This window comes from Leifsonia sp. PARNA 1/14 (assembly GCF_055720965.1).
This window is the reverse complement of sequence record NZ_JBVQSP010000008.1, coordinates 41,228-66,912: the sequence shown is the minus strand read 5'-3', so window position 1 is coordinate 66,912 and position 25,685 is coordinate 41,228. Positions and strand designations below refer to the sequence as shown.

The following is a 25,685-nucleotide window of genomic DNA, read 5'->3' as shown; positions in this document are numbered from 1 at the left end:
CAGCTCGATCAGGACGGCAGCCCCGTCGAGGCCTACAAGGACTCCTCGTCCTTCTCGGCTTCGACGGGGTCGCTGTCCGGAGCGTCGAAGTGGTACTCGACGTGACGCTCGCCGTTCACGACGCGCTCCTGCCCCGCGACGTACCAGAACACGGACTCGAGTCCTTCGACCGCGGCGACGGCGCCGATGCGCTCGTCCACGACGCCTCCGACCAGATACCGCCGCTCCGCGGTTCCGACCAGCGGGCCGTCGGCGTACTCGACGATGTATTCGGGGTCCGAGTGGGGTGTCTCGCTCATGGCACCACCGTAGTCCCGGTCGTGCGCCAGGGTGGAGATGCGAGCGGCCAGTCGGTGACGTCGAGCACCAGGTCGGCGTTCGCCCGCGGGGCCTCCCGCTCGACGTACCGCTCGAACGCGCGCTGCCACTGATCCCAGTGGGAGGCGAAGGTCGCGCCGTCGCGGTCGAGTGCGCGCTCCTTGCGCACAGCGTCATCCGCGTCGAGCCACAGCGCGAGGTGGGCCCAGCGGACGTTCGCCGAAGCGAGCGTGCCGCAGCCTTCGACGACGACCGGAGCAGGCCCGCTCAGCTCGTTCCATCGGGCGGGGCGGTCACGCTCCCAGTCCCAGCGCTGCCATCGACCGCTGCCGGAGGTCGCGAGCGGCTCGAGGAGTTCGGAGTGCAATGCTGAGCTCGCGGCGTCGAGGCCGTCCCAGCCCGGATAGAGGTCATCCATCCGCACGATCCGCGGCGACCCGCCGCAGGACGCGGATGCGGGCCAACGCGACACGAGCAGGTCGGCGAGCGAGCTCTTGCCCGCACCGCTCGGTCCGTCGATCAGCACGACGGGCGTGCCTGGACCTGCGCCCTCGGCTGCTGCGGCGACTGCCGCGAGCAGCGCCTCCAGGCCGTGCTCGGCGTCAGGAGCCCAGGACATTCCAGCTCCCCACCGCGATCGCGACGGCCGCGGCCGTCCCCGCCACGGCGAGAGCGACGGCCAGCGCCGTCCAATCCCGGGCGCGGAACCGCGACGGCCGCGCCCAGGTGCGCTCGGTCGACGCCCCGAATCCCCGGGCCTCCATCGCCGTCGCGAGCTTGGACCCGCGCCGGATGGACAGCACGAACAGCGCGAACGACTGGCCGAGGAACCGGCGGAACGCGCCCGACTCCGCAACGCCGCGCGCCCGCCTCGCCAGCGACAGCGCGCGCCAGTCGTCGATGAACAGCCCGACCAGCCGGAGGCCGGCGAGCGCCCCGACGACGAATCGCGCCGGCAGCTTCAGGAGCTGCGCCAGTCCGTCCGCCAGGTCGGTCGGGTCGATGGTGACGAAGAGCAGGACGGCCGGGAGCCCGATCGCCAGGACGCGCAGCAGGGTGGCGAGCGCCAGCTGCAGGGAACCGGCGCTGACCTCGATCGCCCACCAGTGCAGAAAGACGGTGCCGCTCGTGCGGCCGTACAGCGCGGTCGTGAGACCCGCGAGCGGTGCCGCGATCAGCACGGGAGCGGTTCGAGCGAGAAGGACCAGTGCCGGGATGCCGGCGAAGCACAGCAGCACGGCCTCCAGCGCCAGGGCCACACCCGCCGACACCGGGTCGATCGAGACGAGCAGCACGGCGGTCACGATGAGGGCGGCACCCAGCTTCGAGACCGGATTGAGCGTGGCGAGCGGGCCGCTGCGGACGGTTTCTGCGATCGTCATGCCGCCGCCTCCTGGTGCGCGTCGACCCGGAGCTCGGTCGCCCCGACCGCCGACGCGAACTCCGCGTCGTGGGTGGCTGCGACGATCGCGTGGCCGTCGGCCCGCAACCCGGCGATCAGTTCGACGAGGCCGCGCCAGGTGTTCGCGTCCTGTCCGAAGGTGGGCTCGTCGAGCACGAGCATTCGCGGGCGCGTCGCCAGGGCGGTGCCGACGGACAGCCGGCGCTTCTGTCCGCCCGAGAGCGTGAACGGGTTGGCCTCGGCCAGGGCGACGAGTCCGAGAGCGTCCAGCAGCTCGTCCACCCGCCGATCGGTCTCGTCCGGCGCCAGGTGCAACGCGCGCGGGCCGGCCGCGAGCTCGTCGTGGACGGTGGAGGCGATGAACTGGTGCTCCGGGTTCTGGAAGACGCTCCCGATGCGGGTCAGCAGCTCGCGGGACCGCCACGCCCCCGGATCGACGCCGGCGCCCTGTGCGAGAGCCGTGAACGCGCTCAGCTCGCCGCCCAGCCGCGGCAGCAGACCGCCGAGCGTCAGTGCGAGCGTCGACTTGCCCGCCCCGCTGCGCCCGGTCAGCGCCAACGCGGAGCCCTCCGCCACCTCGAGGCGGGTGCGGAACGGGAGGGCACGCTCGAGCAGAACGTCCGAGGGCATGCTCTGGCGACCCCTCCCTCCGGCCCGGCGACGGCGACCGGAGAGGCGACCGGAGAACAGGGGCGCACGGCCGACGGCGAGGTCGCGCGTCTCCAGCAGCGGGGCGCCGATCGCCACCGACGGCGCCGCGGGCGCTCCCTCGTCGGGCAGCCACACTCCGGCACGCCGCAGCGCGCCGGCGCCGTCGGCGAGCACGTCGTCCGGTGCGCCGTCGGCGAGCACGCCGCCGGCTGCGTCGAGCACCACGACGCGATCGACCAGGTCGCGCCACACCGCCACCCGGTGCTCCACGACGATCATCGTGGCACCGGAGGCGGCGAGCACCGCGGCGACCGCGTCTCTCACCTCTCCGGCACCTTCCGGGTCCAGATTCGCCGTGGGCTCGTCGAGCAGCAGCAGCCCCGGGCGCATCGCGAGCAGGCCGGCGAGCGCGAGCCGCTGCTTCTGGCCACCCGACAGCTGCGCGGTCGAGCGGTCGAGCGGCAGGTCGAGGCCCACCGCGTCCAGCGAATCGTGGACGCGTGCCCAGAGCTCGTCCCGCGGCACGCCGAGGTTCTCGCACGCGAATGCCACATCGTCGCCCACGCGCGCGAGGATCACCTGCGCATCCGGGTCCTGCAGCAGCAGGCCGGAGCGCCCGCGCGCCTCCGCGGGAGCGCGGCCGTCGATGCGCAACGTCCCCTCGGTCTCGCCGTCGTCGTCACCGCCGAGCACCCCGGCGAGTCCGGCGAGCACCGTCGATTTGCCCGCCCCGGAGGCGCCGAGCAGGAGCACCCGTTCGCCCGGCTCCACCGCCAGCGTGAGGCCGCGTACCGCCCAGGCGTTGCGCCCGGCGTAGCGCCAACCCCAGTCGCCGACCCGAACGGCGACCGGGGCCGGCGGCCTCGGAGGATGAGAGTCCGACATCACGGAAGCCGTGTCTCGGCCTAGACCCGCCCTGTCGCCTCGCGGCCCGCCGCGAACCGGCTGAGCGCGCCGGTCCGCGCGAGCGCCCTGACCAGCAGCCACGAGCCCAGACCCGCGACCACCGCGCCGGAGATCGCGGTCGTGATCGTGTAGACGACGGCGAACTCGGGCTTCGCGCCGGGGTAGGAGTAGAGGAGGTCGAGGATCGACTCGGCGATTCCGGTACCGGCGCCCGCGAGGAGCGCGGTGCCGAGCGTCCAGCGCGCGTAGAGGAACAGTGCGAAGACGATCTCGGCACCGAGGCCCTGCACGACACCTGACAGCAGGGTCGCGAAGCCCCACTGCGTGCCGATCAGCATCGACACCACGGCGGCGACGACCTCCCCGTACAGCGCCGCGCCAGGTTTGCGGACGATCAGGGCGGTGAGAACGCCGGCGAACAGCCACGGGCCGTTCAGGATGCCCTGGAAGCCGGGGAGGACAGCGGTCACCGGCCCCGAGATCGGGTTGTAGGCCTGACCCCACACCCAGAAGACGACGCCGGAGGCGACGGCCACGACGCTGGCGACGACGATGTCGACGACACGCCAGCGGAGGACGCGCCTGGACGGCGCGGAGACGGACGAAATGGTTGCGTGCACTGATCGTGCCCCTTCTCTTGACGAAACGAGGGCACGGGATATGAGATGGCCTCCCTGCGCTGGCATGACCCAGATCAGGTTCGACGGTCGAAACTTGGAGAAGCTTCCTCTCAGCCCGGCTCACCGGACTCCCGTGTTCAGGAGCCAGTGTATCCCTGCGGCGCGCGGGCCGTGTGACACGCAGGGCGAGCAGCCGGGTTCGCCGCCGGAATCAGCGCTTGAGCGCTTTGATGACGCGCGCCCACGCGTGGCCGGCCACCCACACGAACGGGATGGCGACGGCGAGCAGCGTGATGATGTTCGGACGGAACCGCACGCCGGTCTCGTCGCTCACATAGGCGCCGAACGGCACGGCAGCACCGCCGCCTCCCGCCCCTCCCGGAGCGGAGTCGTCGCCGGGTCCCTCCCCGGCGCCGAAGCCGAACTGGACGGCGGCCACGGGGACGATGGTCGTGCCGTCGACGACGATCGGCTCGCCGTAGACCGACTTGATTCCGGAGGAGCTCATGGTCTCCGCGAGCTTGAGCGAAAGGTTCGTCATGGGATCACCGTACCCGCCGCCTCCCAGCCTGACCAGGGCGGTTCGCACCCCGCGCACAGCGTTCGCGGCGGGTTCTCCCCGGCGGAGCCGGAATAATCGGGCGAGTGCCACGCTCCCGTCCCCGCCGCCGAACCCGCGGGATCCTGACCGGTCTGGTGGCGCTGGCCGTCGGCGCGTTGCTGCTCTGGCACGGGTTGCTCCCCGATGTCGGAGGCGCGGCCTCCATGATCGAGACCTTCCTGCCCTGGGCCGGGGTCGTGCTCATCGCGCTCGGAGTCGCGGCGCTCGTGCGGTTCTCGCTCTTCGCCGGCCTCGCCGTGGCCGCGGCCATGGCGGTCTGGTGGTCGGCGTTCGGTGTGGCCCTGCTTCCCTCGATGAGCGCGGGATCGCCGCGCTTCACCGTCGTGAGCGAGAACATCCGGGCGCAGAACACCGGCGCCGCCGACATCGCCCGATCGCTCGCCGCAGGCTCCCCCGACGTCGTCGCACTGCAGGAGCTGGACGCCACCAACCTCCGCGCCGTGGAGGGCGTGCTCGACGCGCCGTACCCGCACCACTACGTCGTCGGCACCGTCGGTCTGTGGAGTCGCTACCCGCTGACGGGCGGCTCGAAGCTCGACCTCGAGCTGGGCTGGAGCCGCGCGCTCAGCGTCGACGTGGACACCCCCGGCACGCCGACGCGGATCTATGTCGTGCACCTCGCATCGGTCCGGCCGCTGCAGTACGCCACCCGGGACCGCATGCTCGACCAGCTGACCCAGGCCGTGGCTGCGGACGACGCCGAGCGGCTGGTGGTCGTCGGCGACTTCAACGCGGCGAGCACGGACCGGACCCTTGCTCCCCTCCAGGACGAACTGTCGGAGGCTAGCAACAGCACGGTCGGCCTCGGCTTCACCTGGCCGGCCGCGTTCCCGGTCGCACGCCTCGACCACGCGTTCGTCCGGGGCCTCACGACGGTCGGGAGCGCTGTCCTGGACTCGAACGGCTCCGACCATCGCGGCATCGAGGTGGGGCTGCGCTGACGCCTGCGCTGACGGATGGCAGCCGCGCCGCGGCCCTCAGTCGCTCAGCCAGCGCGGGTTGCGGCCGTCGCGCTCGGCCTGCTCGGCATCGGGCGATCGGCGCACCAGGGAGGCCGGCCCGATCGCGCCGCGACCGAACCGCGCGCTGACCGCGTCGAGCGTGCGCTCGGCCTCCCGCCACTCCTCGTCCGGGTCCCAGAGCGCCGGCGCATCGCCTCCGGCGTCCGCCAGCTGCTCCGCGCGGACGCCGATCAGGCGGATCGGGGTGGCGCGGAGGTCGATGCCCACGCTCTCGAAGACGTCCCAGGCCTCCTCGAACAGCCGTCGGCCGACGTTCGTCGGCTCGGTGAGCGTGCGCGAGCGCGAGATCGTGCGGAAGTCGGAGTACCGGATCTTCAGTGCGATCGTCCGACCGACCATGCCGTGCGAGCGCAGCCTCTCACCCACCCGCCCGGAGAGCCGCAGGAGCTCTCGGCGCAGCGTGTCGGCGTCGTCGACGTCGACCGCGAAAGTGTTCTCGTGCCCGATGCTCTTCTCGCGCGACACCGTGACGATCTGCCTCGGATCGTGACCGTGCGCCAGGTCGTGCAGCCGGCGCGCCGTCGCGTCGCCGACGGCGCGCTGCAGCACGGCGTACGGCGCATCCGCGAGATCGGCGACGGTGCGCATGCCCATTCGCTCGAGCGATGCCTGGGTGCTCGCGCCGACGCCCCACAGCGCGCCGACCGGCAGCGGCCGGAGGTAGGCCACGGTCTCAGCCGGAGGGACGACGAGCAGCCCGTCCGGCTTCGCGTGACCGGACGCCAGCTTGGCCATGAACTTGGTTCCGGCGACCCCGACCGAGCAGGTCAGCCCGGTCTCGTCGCGCACGCGTGCTCGGATGAGCTCGGCGATCCGGCGCGGCGACCCGAGCAGGCGCCGGGCGCCGGCGACATCGAGGAACGCCTCGTCGATGCTGAGCGGCTCCACCAGCGGAGTCACCTCGTGGAAGATCTCCATCACCTTGGCCGAATACTCGGTGTACTTCTCGTAGTGCGGCGGCAGGATGATCGCGGTCGGGCAGAGCCGCAGCGCCTGTGCGACGGGCATCGCGCTCCGGACGCCGAACCGGCGTGCCTCGTAGGTCGCGCTCGTGACGACACCGCGGCCTCCCGCGTGGCCGACGATGGCGGGTTTGCCGCGCGCGTCCGGACGATCGAGCAGCTCGACCGACGCGAAGAAGGCGTCCATGTCGACGTGCAGGATGGTGGCGTCGGAGTCGTCGACCGCGGCGGTCGTCACCCGCCGGTCGCTGCCGTCCGTCTTGCCCATCAGCCGATTCTCCCACCCGGCGGCGACAATCGCCTCTCGAAGGCGATCTCGCCACCGCGCGGTCAGACCAGCGCGGCCACGAGCGGCCGGAACCACGCCCGGAACGCCGCCGAGTCGTCGCGCAGCGACGTGCTGATCACCACGGTGTGCGGACCGACGATCCAGGCGCCGCTCTCGGCGAGCGGCAGAACGTCGATGTCCAACCGGAAATAGCCTGCCTGGCGCCGGAGGTCGTGCTCGCGCTCGTGCACGACGTCCACGATGTCCGCCGCGCGACGGGCGTGCTGCTCGACGCTGGCGCGCGCGTATTCGGCGTGCCGGTCGCGGGCCCACCGGGCCGCCGCGTCGTGGTGGGCCAGCACGAAGTCCTGCAGCTCCAGTGCGCGGTCGAGCGCGGCGAAGTGCGGAGGCTGCAGCAGCGCGGTCAGCGGGCGGTGCTCGCGATCGGCCGCCGCCTCGAAGAGGGCGTCCCACTGGGCCGTGAGTGCGCCCCGCATCGCCGGCGTGACCGCGTGGCCGCCGCCTCCCGCGATGCCCCCCTGCAGCACCGGTACGACGGCCGGCGTCACCCGGGGCAACGCGTGCGCTCCGGCGCCGTCGATGCCGGCCAGGTCGCGGAGGGCGAGCGCGATCAGCAGGTCCCAGGGACAGTCCTCTGTGACCTGCCATCGAAGGGTGCCCTCGACGAACATGCCGACATTGTAGGAGCAGGTGGTGACACTCAGCAGGGAGATCTTCCCGCGGCATCAGGCGCGCCGGTCGAGCTCCGCCAGCAGCCGAAGCACGGTCCGCTGGTTGCGGCCCGTTGCGACCTGCCCGACGCGACGCCAGAACGCCATCGGCACAGTCGACTTCGAGACGCCGAGCGGACTCCACTGGTAGACCGCGCGCGTTCCGAGCCGCACTTGCTCGGGAGCCAGTTCGTCGTCCGTCGGCGCGACGAGGTCGCCAGGGAGGTCGTGGTCGAGGAAGGTGACGACCAGTCGCGAATCGTCGTCCGAGGCATCCAGGAGAGGATTCGCCGCGGCGAGCTCGCGGAAGACGCGCTCTTCGAGCAGGACGACCCCGGCCTCCACCCCGGACGACTCCTTGAGTGCGGCGGTGATGGTCGCTGTGTCCTTCGCCGTGGGCGCGGCCTCCGAGCGGAACACGACGTTGCCGCTCTGCAGCAAGGTGACGACGTCGTCGTAGCCCGCTGCCGCGAACGCAGCGGCGAGGTCGGCCTTGGCGACCCGCGCGTTGCCCCCCACATTGATCCCGCGGATCAGCCCGACGCCCAGCATCGCTCAGCCCTCAGCCTTCGGCGACCGGGTCTGCGGCGACGAGCAGCGCCGAAGGGATGACGGCCGTCTCGAATGGCCCGCTCCCGTCGCGGCGCCGCTGCGGCTCGCTGAAGGCGACCACCCACGTGGTGAAGCCGTCCGTAGGCAGCGACACCTGGCGCAGCCCGCGGTCGCCAGGCGCGATGATCACGCCGGTGGGCTCGTCCGGCCAGTCGGTGGCCCCGGCGGGCTCGTGCTCGACGACGTAGACCTGCACGCCCACGCCGAGCCCGGGCACGGCAGCCCGGGGGTCGTGGGGAGTTCGGGGCCGGTCACGCTTCCACATGGCTCAAGCATCCCATCTCGATCGGGTCGACGGGTTTCAGTGCGTCGGCGATGGCGCCGGCCTCCCTCGTTCCGGATCGAGCAGGCGGCGCAGCGTCGCCCGCTCGACGACGGTCCACGCCGTCGAGGTCAGAATGTACACGGCTGCCGCGAGCGGCACGAACGCGGCGAACACGACCGTGACGTACGGGAGGAACGAGAGCGCGCGGAGCGCACCGGTCGGGGCAGCGGTGCCGTCGGGCTGCGGGAGGGCGAGCACCCGCCGCGACACGGTCGTCACCGCGGCGATGAGAGCGAGCACGACGGCGTACACCCAGAACCCCGGCCACACCGAGGCGGACCCGGTGAGGCCGACGAAGCTCGTGCCGAGCGGGGCGCCGAAGACGTGCTCGCCCAGGAGCGCGTTGGAGTGTCCCGCGATCGTCGCGTGCGTGAAGATCGCGTAGACGAGCGAGATCACCGGGAGCTGCGCCAGCAGCGGCAGCATCCCGGCGAACGGGGAGGTGCGTTCGGCCTGGTACAGCTCCATGGTCTTGCGGGCGAGCAGCTCCCGGTCGGAGCCGTGCCGGCGCTGGAGGTCGGCCAGAGCGGGTGCAAGGCGTCGCCGGGTGTACTCGGCGCGCACCTGGCTGACGCCGACCGGGATGAGGACGGCACGCACGAGCACCGTCAGGACGACGATGGCCACGAGAGCCGACGCCGAGCCGGCGACCGGCGCGACGGAGGCGGAGAGGGCGGTGACGAAGCCGTAGGCGGCGTCGAGGACGGCCGCGATCGGCGGCCACGAGAAGAAGTCCATTGAAGTGATCCCTGCTGTCGGAACGGACGATGACGTCGTCTGGACGCGCAGGAGCCGAGTGTGACTCGGGGCGAGTGGCGCCCTGCTACGCGACCGGCAGCGAGAAGCCCGGTGCTCGCGGGCGCGGACGACCGTCGGCGTCCGGATCGGCCTGGCTCTCGAGCAGCCATCCCGCAGTCGGCTGCAGCGGGTTCGACCAGACCGCGCGCACGCGCAGGGAGGCCGCCAGCGCCGCGACGGAGCGCACGGCGGCGGCCGCGACGACCGCCACGATCCCGACGGCTCCGGCGAGACCGGCGAGGGCCACCAGGCCCGACACGCTCGAGTGTCCGAATGCGCTGGAGAGCGCAGTCGCGCTCGAGGGCGCGGACGCCAGGAGGCGCGCGACGAACTCGAGCAGGGGGGTCATGGGGACGACGCTAGCGCATCGGCTGCCGTGCGCAGCGGAACGTTCGCCGTCAGCGGACCGGCCCGCAAGAGGGGCAAGATGGAGGCATGTCTCGAGTCGCGATCGTCGGAGCCCACGGAAAAGTCGCCCAGCAGCTCATGCGGGTGCTCTACGACAGCGGGGACGACTTCGTCGGTCTCGTCCGCGCAGACGAGCACGCCGAAGACGTCTACCGGCTCGGCGGGGAGGGCGTCGTGCTCGACATCGAGCACGCCGACCCCGACGCGATCGCGCAGGCGATCGCCGGCTGCGACGCGGTGGTGTTCACCGCGGGCGCCGGTGCGGGCTCCGGCGTCGAGCGCAAGCGCACGGTCGACTACGCCGGTTCGGTGAAGTCGGCGCAGGCCGCCGCGCGCGCCGCCATCCGCCGTTTCGTCCAGGTGAGCGCGTGGGGTGTCGACTCCCCCGTCGAGCCCGACGCCGATCCGCAGTGGCGCGCCTATGTGGAGGCCAAGCGCGACGCCGACTCCGAGCTGCGGTCCTCCGGCCTCGACTGGACCATCCTGCGCCCTGGCCGCCTCACCTTCGACGAGGGAACCGGCGACGTGCTGCTCGGCGAGAGCGTGCCGCGCGGCGAGATCCCCCGCGAGGACGTCGCGCGGCTCATCGCGGCCTGCCTCGCGGATCCGGCCACCATCGGCCGCACCTGGGAGGCCGTCTCCGGCGACACGCCGATCCCGGAGGCCGTGCGCGCGTTGACGCAGGCCCCGTAGCGTCGCCCGCCCCGTAGGATCTGACTCCGTGAGCATCTACAGCGATCGCCCCTGGGTCGCCGGCTACGCGCCGGACGTGCCCGCCGACATCGACCTGCCGGACGGATCCCTCGCCCACCTCATCGACGCGTCCGTCGCGACCTACGGAAAACACGTTGCGCTGGAGTTCTTCGGTGCTACCACGACCTACGCGGAGCTCGGCGACCAGATCGCCCGCGTCGCCGAGGGGCTCCGCAAGCGCGGAGTGCGCAAGGGCGACCGCGTGGCGCTGGTGCTGCCGAACTGCCCCCAGCACGTCGTGGCCTTCTATGCAGCGCTGCGGCTCGGCGCCGTGGTGGTCGAGCACAACCCGCTGTACACCCCGCGGGAACTCCGCCATCAGTTCGAAGACCACGGCGCCACGGTCGCGATCGTGTGGGACAAGGTGGCCCGCACCGTTCAGGAGCTCCCGGCCGACCTCGGGGTGACGACGATCATCTCCGTCGACATCACCCGCGGGATGCCCGCGACCAAGCGGTTCGCCCTGCGCCTGCCGGTCCCCGCCGCGCGCAAGGCCCGCGAGCAGCTCACGGCGAAAGTGTCCGGCACGATCACGTGGGAGTCCCTGGCCTCATCCCGCCGGCTGAAGGCCTCCGTGCCGCGCCCCGAGCGCGACGATCTCGCGCTCATCCAGTACACGAGCGGCACCACGGGGCGCCCGAAGGGCGTCATGCTCTCCCACCTGAATCTCGCCGTGAACGCCGCGCAGGCCCGGGCCTGGGTGCCGACCATCGCGCGCGGCACGTCCGTCGTCTACGCCGTCCTCCCGCTCTTCCACGCCTACGGGCTCACCCTCTGCCTGACCTTCGCGATGAGCATGGGCTCGCGGCTGGTGCTCTTCCCGAAGTTCGACCCTGACCTGGTGCTCGACGTCGTGAAGAAGCACCCGGCGACGTTCCTGCCCGCGGTGCCGCCGATCTACGAACGGCTCGTGGAGGCCGCCGAGAAGCGGAAGGTCTCGCTGTCGGGCATCGATATCGCGATCTCGGGCGCGATGAGCCTGCCCCAGTCGATCGTCGACCTCTGGGAGTCGAAGACCGGCGGCTATCTCGTCGAGGGCTACGGGCTCTCGGAGTGCTCGCCGGTGCTGATGGCGAACCCGGTCGGCGCGACCCGGAGGGCCGGCACTGTCGGCCTTCCCCTTCCGGGGACCGAGTTGCGCGTCGTCGACCCGGAGGACCCCGACACCGACCGCCCGTTCGGCGAGGAGGGCGAGCTGCTCGCCCGCGGCCCCCAGGTCTTCTCGGGCTACTGGCGCAACACCGACGAGACCGCGAAGGTGCTCACGAAGGACGGCTGGTTCCGCACTGGCGACATCGTCACGATGGACTCCGACGGCTTCGTGCGCATCGTCGACCGCATCAAGGAGCTGATCGTCACGGGCGGCTTCAACGTCTCACCGACCGAGGTGGAGGACGCGGTGCGCGGCTTCGAGGGCGTCGCCGACGTCGCCGTCGTCGGACTCCCACACCGTCGCGGCGGGGAGGACGTGGTCGCCGCCGTCGTCATGGAACCCGGGGCGTCGTTCGACGAGGAGGCCATCCGCGCCTTCGCCCGCGACTGCCTGACCGCCTACAAGGTGCCGAAGCATGTGATGCAGCTCGACGAGCTGCCGCGCAGCATCGTCGGCAAGGTCATCCGGCGCAAGGTGCGCGACCAGCTGCTGGCGGCGAAGCAGGAGCAGGCCTGATCGGTGGGATCACCGATGGGCCGGAGCACCCGATTGGCCGGATCACCCGATGGGAAACACCAGCAGCGACCCGGTCGCCGTCGCGACGGTCTTGCCCGACCCGTCGGTGACGACCCCGTCGGCGAACGCGACGCGGTTGCCCGGTTTCGTCACCGTCGCGCTGCACGTCAGCGGGCCGCTGCTCGCGAACACCGGCCGCAGGTAGTTGACCTTGATCTCGATCGACGTGTACCCCTGCCCTGCCGCGAGCGTCGTCTGCACGGCGCAGCCGAGAGCGGAGTCGAGCAAGGTGCACACCAGCCCTCCGTGCACCGTGCCGATCGGGTTGTAGTGCGATTCGTCGGGCTCGCACACGAACACCGCGCGGCCGGGTTCGGCCTCCGTCAGAGTCATTCGCATCAGGTTGGTGATCGGCGGTGGCGGCAGCTCGCCGGCGATCATCTTGTGGAGGTAGTCCAGGCCGCTCACCGTGGGCATGACGGCGACGCCCGGCGCCGGATCCTCCCAGTGGACGGTTCGGCTGCGTTCGCTCACTCGCTCCCCTTCCGCGGAAGGTCGGGATCGGCCGGCGGGAGGTCCGCTGGCTCGTCGACGACCTCGAGCGTATCCGCATTGACCGGGGTCTGTCCTTCCGGGAGGTTCGAGAAGTCGGGCGCGATGACGGTCGCCGGGATGCGGGCCGCCGCCGTGCCGAACGGCAGTTCGTCGCCGACGGCCATGGGTTCCAGGATGATGTCGTCGCTCTGCCGCGGCAGAGTGAGCCCCTTGAAGTAGTCGGGCCGGATGAACCGCCAGATGATCATCAGCACGACGCCGATGAGGATGCCGCCGATCCCGACGACCGCCTCGGCACCGATGCCGAAGATGGTGACGTTCTTGCCCTGGTCGTCGGTCAGCCAGTCCGGCTGCGCGAAGTTGTAGGCGCCGTAGATGAACACCGCGAGCAGCATCAGGCCGCCGACCAGCGGGAAGAGCCCGCGCATGATCGCGTGCCGGAAGCTGGTGAACAGCGTGCGGTGGTAGTACCAGACGCACGCGAAGCCGGTGAGCCCGTAGTAGAACGCGATCATCAGGCCGATGGAGCCGATCAGCGCGTTGAGCAGCGAGACGCTGATCGCCGTGAACACCAGGTAGAAGGCCGCGGACACGATACCCATGCCGATCGTCGACCAGGTGGGCGTGAGGAACCTCGGGTGGATGCGGGCGAACTTCTCCGGGATGGCCTTGTAGACCGCCATCGACAGCGTCGTGCGCGCCGTCGGCAGGATGGTGGTCTGGGTGGATGCCGATGCGCTCGTCAGGATCGAGAAGCCCAGCAACGTCATCAGGATCGCCCCGACGGGCCCGCTCCCGAACAGCGTCGGTCCGATCGCCGAGAAGACGTCGCCCGAGTTCGCCGGGTTGGCGAGCCCGATGCCCTTCTCGCCGACACCGGCGAAGGCCACGGTGGCGACCGTTACGAGCGCGTAAGTGGCCAGCAGCAGCAGGGTGCTGATCACTGCGGCGCGTCCCGGGGTCTTCTCCGGGTTCTTGGTCTCCTCGTTGATGGACACCGCGGTGTCCCAGCCCCAGTAGATGAAGATCGCGGTCAGCAGCGCCGGTGCGATCGTCTGACCGAAGTCCAGTGTGAACGGGTTGAACCACGACCACTGCGGGATCAGGGAGTACGGCTCGGCGTTGCCGGTGTAGACCTTCACGAGCGCGAACGCCGCGAAGAAGATCAGAATGACGACCTCGAACGCGAGCAGCACGTACTGGACGCGAGCCGACACCTCGATGCCGCGGTAGCAGATCCAGGTCATCAGCGCGATCCAGATCAGGCCGGCGATCGTCACCGCGACGTCGTTGGTCGCCAGTGCCGCCACCCCCGGCAGCCCGAAGCCGCCGACGAACGTGTAGGAGTAGCTGCCCGCGATCTGGGCTAGGTTCGACATCACGATCACGTCGGCGATCACGATCCCCCAGCCTCCCAGCCAGCCCGTGATCGGGCCGAATGCCCGCGCCGCCCAGGTGAAGGTGGTGCCGCAGTCCGGCTCGGCCTTGTTGAGCTCCTGATACGCGACCGCGATCAGATACATCGGGATGAACGCCAGCAGCACGATGCCGGGAGCCTTGACGCCCGCCGCGAGCGTCCCGCCCACGACGATGAAGCCGAGGCTCGCCGCCAGACTGTAGGCGGGTGCTGTGGAGGCCACTCCGACGACGACGCTCGACACCAGGCCGAGCGCACCGCCTTTCAGGCCTTTGTTCCCTGCTTCGTCCATGGCGGACGGGCTGGTGGATGTCATGACAACCTCCGGTGACTCGGGTCCGCTCACCGGTGAACGGGCCACCGCAGCACAGCGTAGCTCCGCGACGGCGTTTGCGGACTGCACCGATCCTGCGAGAGGACTCAGGCCGTCGCGCCGCTCACGCCGTCGGCCAGCCGGGCCAGGCGCCGCCGGGCCGCCAGTTCCGCCTGCGTCCGCGGCCCCAGCAGCACCTGCGCACCGCCGAGCACGAGAGTGGTCGCACCGTGCACAGGGAGCCGGTCGACGGTCGGCAGACCGAGCAGAGCACGGTGCCGCGGTTCGAGCGTGGACACGGCGGCACGGAACAGTACCCGGTACGACGGCCGCAGCGTGCGCCGCAGCGGCGCGCGCCGGATGAAACGCACGATCTCCTCGACCTCCGGCCCGCCCCGCAGCTCCCCCGCGTCGGTCACCGCGTCGATGCGCGCGCGCAGTTCGGTCGCCGAACGCGGCGGATCGTCGACGCCCATGAGCTCCGCGGCGGTCGCCCACTCTGCCACGTACCCGTCAGCTCCGCCCGGGATCGGCGATCCCCAGCGCTCGTGGGCGGTGAGGAAGGCATCGGTGAACGCCAGGTGCACCCAGGAGGCGAGTTCGGGATCGTTCGCGCTGTAGGCGCGGGTGACACGATGGCCGTCCACGTAGCTCCCACGCACGCGCTCGTGCAGCGACCGCACCATGTCCGACCCGGCGATCGCCTGCGCCCGGCTGCCGAACGTGACGGTGTGGATCCACTGGATCGTGCCCGCCAGCCGGCCGAGCGGATCCTCCCGGTAGCGGGAGTGCTCTCGCACGCCGGCGAGTGCCCCGGGATGCAGGGCCTGCAGCAGCAGAGCGCGCACGCCGGCGACCAGGGTCGGCATCCCCCCGTGTACCGTCCACGCGGCTCCTCCCGCCGGGAAAAATCCCTCGTCCTCGCCGTCCTCGAGCCGCAGGATCCACGCCGGGATCCGATCGGAGCGCCCCGACAGCGTCTCGATCAGGTGCGATCGCACCGGGCCGAGGAGGCGATCGACGGCGGCTCCGGTCATCTCGGCGACAACCCCTGGCCGAGCCCGTCGATCACCTGCGCCGACGGGAGGTCGGCGAGCAGCCTCCCGGGCAGCAGGATCTTCGACCGGCGTACCCCTGAGCCGATGATCACGACGACGCCGTCGGCGACCACACGGGAGTCGACGAGCAGCGGCCACTCCGGCGGGAGCCCGATCGGGGTGATGCCGCCGTACTCCATACCCGTCAGCTCCACGGCGCGCTCCATCGGCAGGAAGGAGGCCTTGCGGACGTCGAGCAGGCGCTTCACCGTGTTGTTCACGTCGGCGCGCGTGGTCGCGAGCACGACGCACGCGGCGATCCGCTCGACGCCCTCGCGCTTGCCGCCGACGACGACGCAGTTGGCGAGTGTGTCCGCCGTCAGGCCGAACCGCTCCTGAGTCGCGGCCGTGTCGGACACGTCGGGATCGATCTCGACGACGCCCACGTCGTCCAGCCAGCCGAGGGCCGTCAGCGTCGCCAGCGTGGCCGGAGCCAGCAGATCGGTGCGGGAGGAGGCGGGAGCCGTGGTCAGCCCGCCGAGAGTGAAGACGCCCATGCGCCTACGCTAGCGCGGGCGTTGCCCCGCTTCGAGCCGGAAGCAGCTTGTACATGATCGTCGTCCCGCCGAGTGCGCCGGAGGGGCTGACCGCGTAGTGCGGGATGCCACCGACCGTCTGCCAGCCCCAGCGCGTGTACAGCGACTCGGCGAGGCTGCCGGTCTCGGTGTCGAGCACGAGCAGGGTCAGCCCGTGCGTTGCCGCGTATTCCTCGACAGCCGCCATCAGGGCGCGGGCGAGGCCGCGGCCCCGCGCCTCCCGATGCACCATGAGCTTGATCACCTCGGCGCGATGCGGGCCGTTGCGCTTGGCCGCGCGCACGAGCGTGATCGTGCCGAGCACCTGGTCGTCGTCGCGGGCGACCCAGGTCTCGGCGTCGGGGTCGGCGAAGAGCGACGACCACCAGAGCGTCGCCTCCTCCGGCGTCGGCGGCTCGATCCAGCCGACGCTCGCTCCCGAGTCGACCGTGTCGATCAGGACGGGCGCGAGCGCCGCCGCAGCGGCAGCGCTCGCACCTGTGACCCGTTCGATCGTGATCGTCACTGCGAGGCGCGCTCCAGCACCAGCTCGCGCACCCGCGCGGCGTCGGCCTGGCCCTTCATGGCCTTCATCACCGCGCCGATCACGGCTCCGGCGGCCTGGACCTTGCCGTCGCGGATCTTCTCCAGCACGTCCGGCTGGGCGGCCAGCGCCTCGTCGATGGCGGCGATCAGCGCGCCGTCGTCGGAGACGACCGCGAGCCCGCGGGCGTCCACGACCTCTTGCGGCGCGCCCTCGCCGGCGACGACGCCCTCCAGCACCTGGCGGGCCAGGCGGTCGGTGAGCGTGCCGCCGTCGACCAGGGCGGCGAGCTCGGCGACGTGCTGCGGGCTCACGAGCGTGCCGGCCGGTACGCCCTGCGCGTTGGCGAGACGGGCGATCTCGCCGGTCCACCACTTGCGCGCGGCCGCCGGGGTCGCACCCGCGGCGATGGTCGCCTCCAGCTCGTCGAGCAGCTCGGCGTTGTCGACGTCCTGGAACTCCAGCGCGGTGAAGCCCCACTCGGCGGTGAGACGCTTGCGACGCGCGGCCGGGGCCTCCGGAAGTGTGCCGCGCAGCTCCTCCACCCACTCGCGACTCGGAGCGACAGGCACGAGGTCGGGCTCCGGGAAGTAGCGGTAGTCGTCGGCGTCGGACTTCGGACGGCCCGCGGAGGTCGAACCGGTGTCCTCGTGCCAGTGCCGGGTCTCCTGCACGATCGTGCCGCCCGCGTCGAGGATCGCCGCCTGCCGCTGGATCTCGTAGCGCACGGCGCGCTCGATCGAGCGAAGCGAGTTGACGTTCTTCGTCTCGGTGCGCGTGCCCAGCTCGGACGAGCCGCGACGGCGGAGCGAGACGTTCGCGTCGCAACGCACGTTGCCCTCCTCCATGCGCGCGTTCGAGACGCCGAGGGCCTTCACCAGGTCGCGGATGGCGCGCACGTAGGTGCGGCCGACCTCTGGAGCATCACCCTCTGCGCCCTCGATCATCTTGGTGACGATCTCGACGAGCGGCACGCCGCCGCGGTTGAAGTCGACCAGCGAGTAGTCGGCGCCCTGGATACGTCCGGTGGCGCCGCCGATGTGGGTGAGCTTGCCTGCGTCCTCCTCCATGTGCGCGCGCTCGATCTCGATGTGCAGCTCGCGCCCGTTCTCGAGCTCGATGGTGACCGCGCCGTCGTGGGCGATCGGCTCGTCGTACTGGGAGGTCTGGAAATTCTTCGCGAGGTCGGGATAGAAGTAGTTCTTGCGAGCGAACCGGCTCGACTCCGCGATGTCGCAGCCGAGCGCGAGCCCGAGCCGGATACTCGACTCGATCGCCTTCTCGTTGACCTGCGGGAGGCCGCCGGGCAGACCGAGGCAGGTGGGGCAGGTGTTCGTGTTGGCGCCCGAGCCGAACTCGTTCGCGCAGCCGCAGAACATCTTGGTCGCGGTGTTCAGCTCGACGTGCACCTCGAACCCGAGCACCGGCTCGAACAGCTCGAGAGCCTTGTCGTAGTCCATCAACTCGGCCGTGGCCATCAGACCGCTCCCTCTTCGCTCGCGAACATCTCGGTGGCGCTCAGGTCGGGCGCCTGGCTCAGCAGCGGGCCGCCCCACTGCTGCTCCAGCAGTCGCTCGAGCGCTGCGCCGATCGTGTACAGCCGCGCGTCCGCGCGGGCCGGGGCCATCAGCTGCATGCCGACGGGGAGGCCATCCTCCGCAGCCAGCCCGATCGGCAGGCCCATGCCGGGCACGCCGGCCAGGTTCGCCGGGATCGTGGTGATGTCGTTGAGGTACATCGCCATCGGGTCGGCCAGCTTCTCGCCGAACTTGAACGCCGTCGTCGGGGCGCTCGGGCTGACCAGCACGTCCACCTTCTCGAAAGCGGCGGAGAAGTCGCGCTGGATGAGCGTACGCACCTTCTGCGCCGAGCCGTAGTAGGCGTCGTAATATCCCGCGCTCAGCGCGTAGGTGCCGAGGATGATGCGGCGCTTGACCTCGGTGCCGAACCCGGCGTCGCGGGTCGCGGCCATCACGCGCTCGACCGTCACCGGGCCGTCCTCGGGGTTCACCCGCAGGCCGAACCGCACCGAATCGAAGCGCGCCAGGTTGCTGGAGGCCTCGGCCGGGAGGATCAGGTAGTAGGCCGCGACGGCGTACTCGAAGCTCGGGGCCCCGACCTCCACGACCTCGGCGCCTGCGGCCTGGAGGAGCGCCAGCGTCTCGTCGAAACGCTGCTTGACACCGGCCTGGAAGCCTGCGCCGTTCAGCTCGCGCACGACGCCGACGCGCACGCCGCGCAGCGCGTCGTCACGGAGGCCGGCGCGGGCCGCGTCGGCCATCGACGGCCACGAGTCGGTCAGCGACGTCGAGTCGAGCGGGTCGTGGCCCGCGATGACGTCGTGCAGCAGCGCGGCGTCGAGCACGGTGCGGGACACGGGGCCGACCTGGTCGAGCGAGCTCGCCAGCGCGATCGCGCCGTAGCGGCTGACGCCTCCGTAGGTCGGCTTGACGCCGACCGAACCGGTGACGGCGGCCGGCTGACGGATCGAACCTCCGGTGTCGGAGCCGAGCGCGAACGGCGCCTCGAACGCGGACACCGCCGCGGCCGAACCACCGCCGGAGCCTCCAGGGATCCGCTCGAGGTCCCACGGATTGCGGGTCGGCCCGTAGGCCGAGTGCTCGGTGGAGGAGCCCATGGCGAACTCGTCCATGTTGGTCTTGCCCAGCGGCACGAGGTCGGCCTCGCGCAGCTTGCGCACCACGGTGGCGTCGTACGGCGGGATCCAGCCCTCGAGGATGCGCGAGCCGGAGGTCGACGGCATGTCGTGGGTGGCGAGCACGTCCTTGATCGCGACGGGCACGCCCGCGAGCGCGCCGAGCGGGTCGCCCGCGGCCCGGCGGCCGTCGATCTCGGCGGCGGTGCGGATCGCGTTCTCGCCGGCCACGTGCAGGAACGCGTGCACGTCGGCGTCCACCGACTCGATGCGGTCGAGATGGGCGCGGGTGGCCTCCACGGAGGTGACGTCGCCCGCGGTGAGGAGGTCGGCGAGGGCAGAGGCGGACAGCCTGGTCAGGTCGGTCATTCGGTCGCTCCTCGGCTCAGTCTTCGTCCAGGATGGTGGCGACCTTGAAGCGGTCGCCCTCGCGCTCGGGAGCACCGGAGAGCGCCTGCTCCACGGTCAGCGACGGCCGCACCTCGTCGGCGCGGAACACATTGGTGAGCGGAAGCGGGTGGCTCGTGGCGGGGACGTCGGGGCCGGCGACCTCCTGCACCTTCGCGACCGCCTCGACGATCTGACCGAGCTCGCTGGTGAGGCTCTCGATCTCTTCCGGGCTGAGGTCGATCCTGGCGAGGTTCGCCAGGTGAGCGACCTGTTCTGCGCTGATTTCGGACATGCGTCTCCGTGCTGGTTTCTGGGTGGACGGAACCAATTCTATGGTCAGCCGAACAGACCGCGCCCCAGGCGGTCGACGGCGTCGTACGCCTCCTTGTACGTGCGCGGCACCGGCTCGCCGGGAGCGCCGTACCGCGCGGTCAGCAGGCCGACGAGCCCGACGCCGGGAGGACTCAGCGGGCGGTCGGCGTCTCCGGCTGCCGGCGAGGCCGCCTCGGGGTTCGGCGGCAGGTACTGCGGATGGGTGTCCGGCCAGGTCCCCGGCTGACGTGGGGTCGTGCGGTTCACCGCGTTGTGGATCGTGCGGGCGCCGCGATCGCGTTCGGTGAGGTGCGGCATCCCGAAGTCGCGGCACAGCGTCGCGATCACGGCGGCGTGCGTCATCTCGTCGTGGATGATCGTGCCGCGAGCGGTGTAGGCGGAGATCGCGATCGCAGGGACCCGAACACCGAGCCGGTCGAACGTGAAGCCGTTCTCGCCCGGTCCGCCGCCGTCCGGCGGTGCCGCCGGGCCGGGCGCGACGTGGTCGTAGGTGCCGCCGTGCTCGTCGAACGTCACCAGGAGCATGGTGTTGAGCGCGTTCGAGCCCTTCGCGCTGCGGGCGCCGCGGATCGCCGAGTACACCTGATGCAGCAGCAGCTCACCTGCCCGAACGTCGGAGATTCCGCCGCCGGCGATCAGCGTGCCGTCGACGTCCTCCGAGGTCTCAGGGCCGCCAGGCGGGTGCATGTCGTTGTGGTCGTAGAGCAGGCGCGGCTCGATGAATGCGTAGTCCGGGAGTGTGCCCTCCGCGACGTCGGCGTAGAAGTCGGTCATGGTCCGGAAATGCGTCTTCCAGTACGCCTCCAGCACCGGCGCGTGGATGAACCCGGTCAGCGAGATGAGCTGCCGGTCGTCGAAGTACACGCGCCAGCTGCGCCCGGCCTCCTGCAGTCGGTTGAAGATCGTCGGCGCGTCGTGGGAGGGATCGAACCACTTGCGCAGGCCTCCGGCGCCCGCGTTGTCCACGTAGCCGTGCGACGTCGAAGCGTGGAAGAACGAGCGGTTGCAGAAGGTCTGGCTCGGCACGGCGCAGTGCCAGTCGTCGTAGACCGCGAACTGCCGGGCGAGCGTCGAGAACACCGGGAGCATCTCCGGGGTGAAGGATCCCATGATGCGCCGGTAGTCGTCCGGGCCCGGCTCGGCGCCGGTGTCCTTGCGCAGCACGCCGATGTAGTCGCGCACGAAGCCCTTCATCGTCGGCTTCATCCCGGCCGGCGGCGCGTTGTAGGGCGGCTGCATCTCGCGCACCCGGGCGTCCTCGTTGGAGGGCGGGTCGACGACGCCGAACAGCTGCGTGTTGACGTGCGGATAGACCTCCCCCGGGTCGGGGGACGGCTGGCGCATGATGAAGTCTGTCGACCCGTCGTACGGGTGCACGGGGATCTCGCCGCCCGCGGGATCAGGGTTGCTGTAGTCGCCGAAGGCCAGCCCCTCGAAGCGGGCGCCCTCCGGGAGGGTCTTCTCGTCGTACAGGTAGCCGAGGAGGTTGTCGAAGGATCGGTTCTCATACATCAGCACGACCAGGTGGTCGAACCCCGGCTTCGACGGCGGCGGCAGCGTCGGGTACTCCTCGCCCTGCTCGTCGTGCGTGCCGGGGGCTCCCGACTGCTGCGAAGCGGTGGCCGCGCCGATCGCGCCTCCGGCCGCTCCCCCGGCGACTGCTCCGGCGGCCACCAGCCCCGCCCCCTTCAGGAAGGCGCGGCGCGAGGACGCGGGAGGACGACGGGTGACTTCGGGGTCGCGCTGTTCGTTCTCGTCCGGATCCATCGGTCCCATTATGCGCGCGGGTCGTAACCGGGGCTCAGTGGGTGGATGCCGGCTGCGTCGCCGCCGTCCCGCGCCCGCCGAGGACCAAGTCACCCCGGTCGATGCCGATCAGCGCGAGATTGCGCATGCATTCCGTGCCTGCCGTGAAGTACTCGTTGTGCCCGCTGGACCCGGTGAGCGCACGGTGCGTGATCGGATCCACGGCGCCGCCGACCCCCATCGGCTTCGCCCCGTACGTCGGCGATCCCGGATCACTGCCGAAGAACGCGCTGTTCACGATGGGATCCAAGGGCGCCTCGCCGACGAACACGTTGTCGCCGCGCACGCCCAGCTGCTTCACCGACTGCGCGTCCGATCCCGGCGACCCCATCAACGCCAGCGCGTCGACGGTGACCGTGCCGCGCTCCAGCGCGAGCAGCGCCGCCGTCGACCCGTACGAGTGCGCGAGGACACTCAGGTACGGAGGGTGGGACACCCGCAGCGACTGGATGCCCATGAGCGTCCGCTCCAGGCTGTCCGCGCCCTGCCGGGCCAGGTCGAGGCCGCCGATGTTCGTCAGGACGGGGGTCTGATAGCCGATCCAGGCGACGACCGCCACGCCGGGTGTGCGCTTCGTGGTGCCCGCGCCGCCGAGCCGCTTGAGGAAGCCGGTCTGCTGGTCGTAGAGGTTCTGCGCGACCTGCGACCACGCCTCGATCTGCTCGCCCACCGCCATGTACATTCCAGGGACGAGCACGCTCACGTAGGTCGCCGTGCGGAGGTCGCCGACGACGATCGAGGCCTTGGCGTCGTCCGACGGATCGAGAGCGACCAGCGTGCGGGTCACGCCGTCCTTCTTCGCCAGCGCCGTCTTGACGTTGCCGAGCGTCGTGAGCTGGCGCTTGAGCGCGACGCGCGCAGCTTTCCCGCGCTCGGTGCGCAGCTTCGTCTGAGCGGAGCTGATCGTCCGCTCGAGGTCGAGGCGGTTGGCCTTGCCGCGGATGTCGTACGGCACGCCCTCGAGATTTCCGACCACGTGCGGGGCGACCTTCACGAGTTCCGCCTGGCGGCCCGGGTCGAGCAGCTTCCAGAGCTGGCTGACATCGGAGGCCGCGGGCGGGTCGACGAGCAGCCGGTCGAGGTCGGAGGCGTGCGCGCTGAGGAAACCGGGCAACGCAGCCGGGTCGACGGCCTGGATCGAGCTCAAGACGGTCGCCGCGCTATGGCCCGGGGCGACGGCCTCGGCCGGCCCGGAACTCGTGGGCGCGTCCCCGATCGACGCGGGGCCGATGCTGCGGCCGAGGGAACTCTGCTCGATCGTGGAGACTGCTGCGACGGGCGCGACGGCCGCGTGAGCGCTCTCAGCGGGCATGACGACGACCCCGGTCAGTCCTGTGACGACCGAGGTGACGATGGAAGCTGCTGCAAAGCCGACCAGCACTCCGTCCGGGTCCCTCCGAGAGCGAGCGAGCTAAGCCCTTGTGTGCACCGGGCGAGCGCACACCTCGACTCTACCGGCACCAGAGCGGTGGACGGATGGTCGTTCTACCCCCGATTCAGGGGGATAACTTGTCGTCTGTCCACAAACCGGCGGACTACTCGTCCAGCGCTGCTGGTCCCTTCTCGACAAGGATCGCGAACTGCGCCGCATCGAGGATGCGCACGCCCAGTTCCTCGGCCTTGGCCAGCTTCGATCCGGCACCGGGACCCGCCGCCACGAAGTCGGTCTTCTTGGACACGCTCGACGCGGCTTTGCCTCCGGCAGCGATGATCGCCTCCTGCGCCCCCTCGCGGGTGAAGCCGTCCAGCGAGCCGGTGGCGACGACGGTGAGCCCGGCGAGCACGCCGCCTGCCTCCGCCTGCGCGCCGGGCCCGGCATGGCCGGGGGTGGCGAACTGCACGCCGTCAGCGGCCCAGCGCTCGACGATCTCGCGGTGCCAGTCCACCTCGAACCACGCGAGCACGGCATCCGCGATGATCCCGCCCACGCCGTCGACCGCGGCGAGTTCGTCGCGGGTGGCGGAACGGATCGCATCGAGCGAGCCGAAGTGATCGGCCAGCGCTCGCGCCGCCACCGGCCCGACGTGGCGGATGTTCAGCGAGACGAGGATGCGCCAGAGTGGTTTGGTCCGTGCCGTGGCGAGGTTCGCGACCAGGTCGAGGGCGTTCTTGGAGGGCACGAAGAGCTCGTCGCCGCCGAACTCGGCCGCTTCGGGCTCGAAGGCGCCGTCCGCCTTCTGCCGACGGCGACGGAACGGTGCGACCACCTTCTCGTCGCCCGACTCCGTGAGCTTGGGCAGACCGGTCTCGGAGTCGCGGACGACGACCTCGATCGGGAAGAGGTCGCTCAGGGTGAGGCCGAAGAGGCCGGCCTCGGTCGGCAGCGGAGCTGTCGAGGGGAAGCGCGGCTGCGTGAGGGCCGCTGCGGCCACCTCCCCCAACGCCTCGACATCGAGGGCGCCGCGGGAGCCGATGTGCTCCACACGGCCGCGCACCTGTGCCGGGCAGAACTCGGCGTTCGGGCAGCGGAGGTCGATGTCGCCCTCCTTGGCCGGGGCGAGCCGGGTGCCGCACTCCGGGCAGTTCTCGGGCATGTGCCACTCGATCTGCGTGCCGTCGCGCTCCTGCTCGAGGGCTCCGAGGATCTCGGGGATGACGTCGCCGGCCTTGCGGAGCACGACGCGGTCTCCGATCATCACGCCCTTCGCGCGGACGACCTCCTGGTTGTGCAGCGTCGCCTGGCGAACGGTCGAACCGGCCACGGTGACCGGCGCCATCACGGCGAAGGGCGTCGCCCGTCCGGTGCGGCCCACGCTCACGACGATGTCGAGCAGGGTGGTGTACACCTCCTCGGGCGGGTACTTGTAAGCAATAGCCCAGCGCGGAGCTCGGCTCGTGGCCCCGAGCTCGTCGTGCAGGGCGAGCTCGTCGACCTTCACGACGATGCCGTCGATCTCGTGCTCGACCTCGTGCCGGTGCTCGCCGCGCTCGGCGATGTACGCCGCGACCTCGTCGACCGAGCCGAACACGCGCGAATGCGGTGAGACCGGGAGCCCCCAGCCGGCCAGCAGTTCATAGATCTCGGACTGGGCCGTGACCTCGGGGTTCCGCCACGCACCGATGCCGTGCAGGTACAGCGACAGGCGGCCGAGACGGTCGCGCATGAGCTCCAGCTCGGTCGCGCTCTTCTTCTCGCGGCGCTGACGGAGGCTGCCAGCGGCGGTGTTGCGCGCGTTCGCGAACTCGGGATACCGGGTCTTGATGGCCTCCTCGGGCTTGCCCTTCACCCGCTCCTGCTCGGTGAACGCGGCCTGGAGGGCGTGCTGGCGCGCGTTCAGGGCTTCGAAATCGGCGCTGCGGAGGAAGACCTCGCCGCGCACTTCGAAGAACTCCGGGTAGCCGGAGCCGCTGAGCCGCCGCGGGATGGCCGGCACCCAGTCGACGTTCTCGGTGATGTCCTCGCCGACCCGGCCATCGCCGCGGGTCGTCGCGGTCTCGAGTACGCCGTTGCGATAGGCCAGGCTGATCGCCAGGCCGTCGATCTTCAACTCGGTGAGCCAACGGACCGGCCGGCCGGCCGCCGCGGCCGTCTTGGCGGCCCAATCGCGGAACTCGTCGATCGAGAAGACGTTGTCGAGGCTCAGCATCCGCTCGGCGTGCTCGTGCTCGGGGAACCCGGCGGAGACGACCGCGGCCCCGACCTGCTGGGTGGGGCTGTCCTGCCCTGCGAGCTCGGGGAAGACCCGCTCGAGATCCTCCAGCCGGTGGAAGTCGGCGTCGTACTCGGCGTCGGACAGCGAAGAGTCGCCGTCGCCGTAGTAGGCCATCCGGGCGGCGTCGATCCGATCGGCGAGGCGCCGCGCTTCGGCCCGCGCCCCGTCGAAGTCGAGACCGTCGAACTCGATCGGCCGGCCGTCCGTCTCAGAGATGTCGCTCACAGAGCAATTCTAGGGACGGGCTCCGACACCGGCGGGAGCCGACGCCGTATCTCCGGAGTCCGTACACGACACGCCGCCGCGTGTATCGTTCCTCCGGACATAGGGTCGAGATCC

26 protein-coding genes and 1 riboswitch are annotated in these 25,685 nt (G+C 71.1%); of the genes, 3 read left to right on the top strand and 23 right to left on the bottom strand.

Annotation, left to right across the window (positions count from 1 at the left end):
- Window positions 1–32: 32 nt before the first annotated feature.
- From AC0HS0_RS18505 to AC0HS0_RS18480, 6 genes are all read right to left on the bottom strand, one after another.
- Complete coding sequence (locus tag AC0HS0_RS18505) at window positions 33–299, bottom strand: hypothetical protein (RefSeq protein WP_472965615.1); 267 nt, start codon at window positions 297–299, stop codon at window positions 33–35.
- Window positions 296–937, bottom strand: coding sequence for a nucleoside/nucleotide kinase family protein (locus AC0HS0_RS18500; protein ID WP_472965614.1), 642 nt, complete (start codon window positions 935–937; stop codon window positions 296–298). The genes AC0HS0_RS18505 and AC0HS0_RS18500 overlap by 4 nt, the downstream gene beginning before the upstream one ends.
- The gene (locus AC0HS0_RS18495; protein ID WP_472965613.1) at window positions 921–1,700 is read right to left on the bottom strand and encodes an energy-coupling factor transporter transmembrane component T family protein; all 780 of its coding nucleotides are present in this window, start codon (window positions 1,698–1,700) and stop codon (window positions 921–923) included. The genes AC0HS0_RS18500 and AC0HS0_RS18495 overlap by 17 nt, the downstream gene beginning before the upstream one ends.
- A complete protein-coding gene (locus AC0HS0_RS18490; RefSeq protein ID WP_472965612.1) occupies window positions 1,697–3,256 on the bottom strand; it encodes an ABC transporter ATP-binding protein in 1,560 nt (519 codons plus the stop codon). Before AC0HS0_RS18490 ends, AC0HS0_RS18495 begins: the two co-directional genes overlap by 4 nt.
- A gap of 20 nt (window positions 3,257–3,276) precedes the next feature.
- A complete protein-coding gene (locus AC0HS0_RS18485; protein ID WP_472965611.1) occupies window positions 3,277–3,897 on the bottom strand; it encodes an ECF transporter S component in 621 nt (206 codons plus the stop codon).
- A gap of 34 nt (window positions 3,898–3,931) precedes the next feature.
- A riboswitch (TPP riboswitch) is annotated at window positions 3,932–4,042 on the bottom strand.
- Between the two features lie 66 nt (window positions 4,043–4,108).
- Window positions 4,109–4,438 (bottom strand): GerW family sporulation protein, encoded by a 330-nt coding sequence (locus AC0HS0_RS18480; protein WP_472965610.1) that lies wholly within the window; start codon window positions 4,436–4,438, stop codon window positions 4,109–4,111.
- Between the two features lie 104 nt (window positions 4,439–4,542).
- Between AC0HS0_RS18480 and AC0HS0_RS18475 the strand changes: the two genes are divergently transcribed.
- Window positions 4,543–5,460 (top strand): endonuclease/exonuclease/phosphatase family protein, encoded by a 918-nt coding sequence (locus AC0HS0_RS18475; protein ID WP_472965609.1) that lies wholly within the window; start codon window positions 4,543–4,545, stop codon window positions 5,458–5,460.
- Between the two features lie 36 nt (window positions 5,461–5,496).
- Here the strand turns inward: AC0HS0_RS18475 and AC0HS0_RS18470 are convergent, their stop codons facing one another.
- The 6 genes from AC0HS0_RS18470 to AC0HS0_RS18445 all read right to left on the bottom strand — a co-directional run bounded on the left by AC0HS0_RS18470 (window position 5,497) and on the right by AC0HS0_RS18445 (window position 9,586).
- Window positions 5,497–6,771 carry a DNA polymerase IV gene (locus AC0HS0_RS18470; protein WP_472965608.1) on the bottom strand — a complete coding sequence of 425 codons (1,275 nt, stop codon included), beginning with the start codon at window positions 6,769–6,771 and terminating at the stop codon, window positions 5,497–5,499.
- A gap of 62 nt (window positions 6,772–6,833) precedes the next feature.
- The gene (locus AC0HS0_RS18465) at window positions 6,834–7,463 is read right to left on the bottom strand and encodes a hypothetical protein (RefSeq protein WP_472965607.1); all 630 of its coding nucleotides are present in this window, start codon (window positions 7,461–7,463) and stop codon (window positions 6,834–6,836) included.
- Window positions 7,464–7,517: 54 nt separating this feature from the next.
- On the bottom strand, window positions 7,518–8,054 hold the full coding sequence (locus tag AC0HS0_RS18460; protein WP_472965606.1) for a DUF1697 domain-containing protein: 537 nt from the start codon (window positions 8,052–8,054) through the stop codon (window positions 7,518–7,520).
- Between the two features lie 10 nt (window positions 8,055–8,064).
- On the bottom strand, window positions 8,065–8,379 hold the full coding sequence (locus AC0HS0_RS18455) for a hypothetical protein (protein ID WP_472965605.1): 315 nt from the start codon (window positions 8,377–8,379) through the stop codon (window positions 8,065–8,067).
- A gap of 36 nt (window positions 8,380–8,415) precedes the next feature.
- On the bottom strand, window positions 8,416–9,177 hold the full coding sequence (locus tag AC0HS0_RS18450) for a YidC/Oxa1 family membrane protein insertase (protein WP_472965604.1): 762 nt from the start codon (window positions 9,175–9,177) through the stop codon (window positions 8,416–8,418).
- An 85-nt stretch (window positions 9,178–9,262) separates the two neighbouring features.
- A complete protein-coding gene (locus AC0HS0_RS18445) occupies window positions 9,263–9,586 on the bottom strand; it encodes a DUF6412 domain-containing protein (RefSeq protein ID WP_472965603.1) in 324 nt (107 codons plus the stop codon).
- Window positions 9,587–9,672: 86 nt separating this feature from the next.
- On the opposite strand from AC0HS0_RS18445, the gene AC0HS0_RS18440 reads away from it, so the two are divergent.
- Both AC0HS0_RS18440 and AC0HS0_RS18435 read left to right on the top strand, forming a co-directional pair.
- Complete coding sequence (locus AC0HS0_RS18440) at window positions 9,673–10,338, top strand: SDR family oxidoreductase (RefSeq protein ID WP_472965602.1); 666 nt, start codon at window positions 9,673–9,675, stop codon at window positions 10,336–10,338.
- Window positions 10,339–10,366: 28 nt separating this feature from the next.
- On the top strand, window positions 10,367–12,067 hold the full coding sequence (locus AC0HS0_RS18435) for a long-chain-fatty-acid--CoA ligase (RefSeq protein WP_472965601.1): 1,701 nt from the start codon (window positions 10,367–10,369) through the stop codon (window positions 12,065–12,067).
- A gap of 42 nt (window positions 12,068–12,109) precedes the next feature.
- Here AC0HS0_RS18435 and AC0HS0_RS18430 read toward each other — a convergent pair whose 3' ends face one another.
- The 11 genes from AC0HS0_RS18430 to ligA all read right to left on the bottom strand — a co-directional run bounded on the left by AC0HS0_RS18430 (window position 12,110) and on the right by ligA (window position 25,562).
- Window positions 12,110–12,601: a PaaI family thioesterase gene (locus AC0HS0_RS18430; protein WP_472965600.1), complete on the bottom strand. Its 492-nt coding sequence runs from the start codon at window positions 12,599–12,601 to the stop codon at window positions 12,110–12,112.
- Window positions 12,598–14,355: an APC family permease gene (locus AC0HS0_RS18425; protein ID WP_472965599.1), complete on the bottom strand. Its 1,758-nt coding sequence runs from the start codon at window positions 14,353–14,355 to the stop codon at window positions 12,598–12,600. The genes AC0HS0_RS18430 and AC0HS0_RS18425 overlap by 4 nt, the downstream gene beginning before the upstream one ends.
- Before the next feature lie 104 nt (window positions 14,356–14,459).
- Window positions 14,460–15,389, bottom strand: a complete 930-nt coding sequence (locus AC0HS0_RS18420; protein ID WP_472965598.1) for an oxygenase MpaB family protein — start codon at window positions 15,387–15,389, stop codon at window positions 14,460–14,462.
- Window positions 15,386–15,946 carry a YbaK/EbsC family protein gene (locus AC0HS0_RS18415; RefSeq protein WP_472965597.1) on the bottom strand — a complete coding sequence of 187 codons (561 nt, stop codon included), beginning with the start codon at window positions 15,944–15,946 and terminating at the stop codon, window positions 15,386–15,388. Before AC0HS0_RS18415 ends, AC0HS0_RS18420 begins: the two co-directional genes overlap by 4 nt.
- Window positions 15,947–15,950: 4 nt before the next feature.
- A complete protein-coding gene (locus AC0HS0_RS18410; RefSeq protein ID WP_472965596.1) occupies window positions 15,951–16,490 on the bottom strand; it encodes a GNAT family N-acetyltransferase in 540 nt (179 codons plus the stop codon).
- Window positions 16,487–17,986 carry an Asp-tRNA(Asn)/Glu-tRNA(Gln) amidotransferase subunit GatB gene (gene gatB, locus AC0HS0_RS18405; RefSeq protein WP_472965595.1) on the bottom strand — a complete coding sequence of 500 codons (1,500 nt, stop codon included), beginning with the start codon at window positions 17,984–17,986 and terminating at the stop codon, window positions 16,487–16,489. Before gatB ends, AC0HS0_RS18410 begins: the two co-directional genes overlap by 4 nt.
- Window positions 17,986–19,533, bottom strand: coding sequence for an Asp-tRNA(Asn)/Glu-tRNA(Gln) amidotransferase subunit GatA (gene gatA, locus AC0HS0_RS18400; protein ID WP_472965594.1), 1,548 nt, complete (start codon window positions 19,531–19,533; stop codon window positions 17,986–17,988). Before gatA ends, gatB begins: the two co-directional genes overlap by 1 nt.
- Window positions 19,534–19,549: 16 nt before the next feature.
- Window positions 19,550–19,846 carry an Asp-tRNA(Asn)/Glu-tRNA(Gln) amidotransferase subunit GatC gene (gene gatC, locus AC0HS0_RS18395; protein ID WP_472965593.1) on the bottom strand — a complete coding sequence of 99 codons (297 nt, stop codon included), beginning with the start codon at window positions 19,844–19,846 and terminating at the stop codon, window positions 19,550–19,552.
- Between the two features lie 44 nt (window positions 19,847–19,890).
- On the bottom strand, window positions 19,891–21,654 hold the full coding sequence (locus AC0HS0_RS18390; RefSeq protein ID WP_472965592.1) for an alkaline phosphatase family protein: 1,764 nt from the start codon (window positions 21,652–21,654) through the stop codon (window positions 19,891–19,893).
- Window positions 21,655–21,688: 34 nt separating this feature from the next.
- Window positions 21,689–23,005 carry an alpha/beta hydrolase gene (locus AC0HS0_RS18385; RefSeq protein ID WP_472965591.1) on the bottom strand — a complete coding sequence of 439 codons (1,317 nt, stop codon included), beginning with the start codon at window positions 23,003–23,005 and terminating at the stop codon, window positions 21,689–21,691.
- A gap of 223 nt (window positions 23,006–23,228) precedes the next feature.
- Window positions 23,229–25,562: an NAD-dependent DNA ligase LigA gene (gene ligA, locus AC0HS0_RS18380; protein WP_472965689.1), complete on the bottom strand. Its 2,334-nt coding sequence runs from the start codon at window positions 25,560–25,562 to the stop codon at window positions 23,229–23,231.
- Window positions 25,563–25,685: the final 123 nt, after the last annotated feature.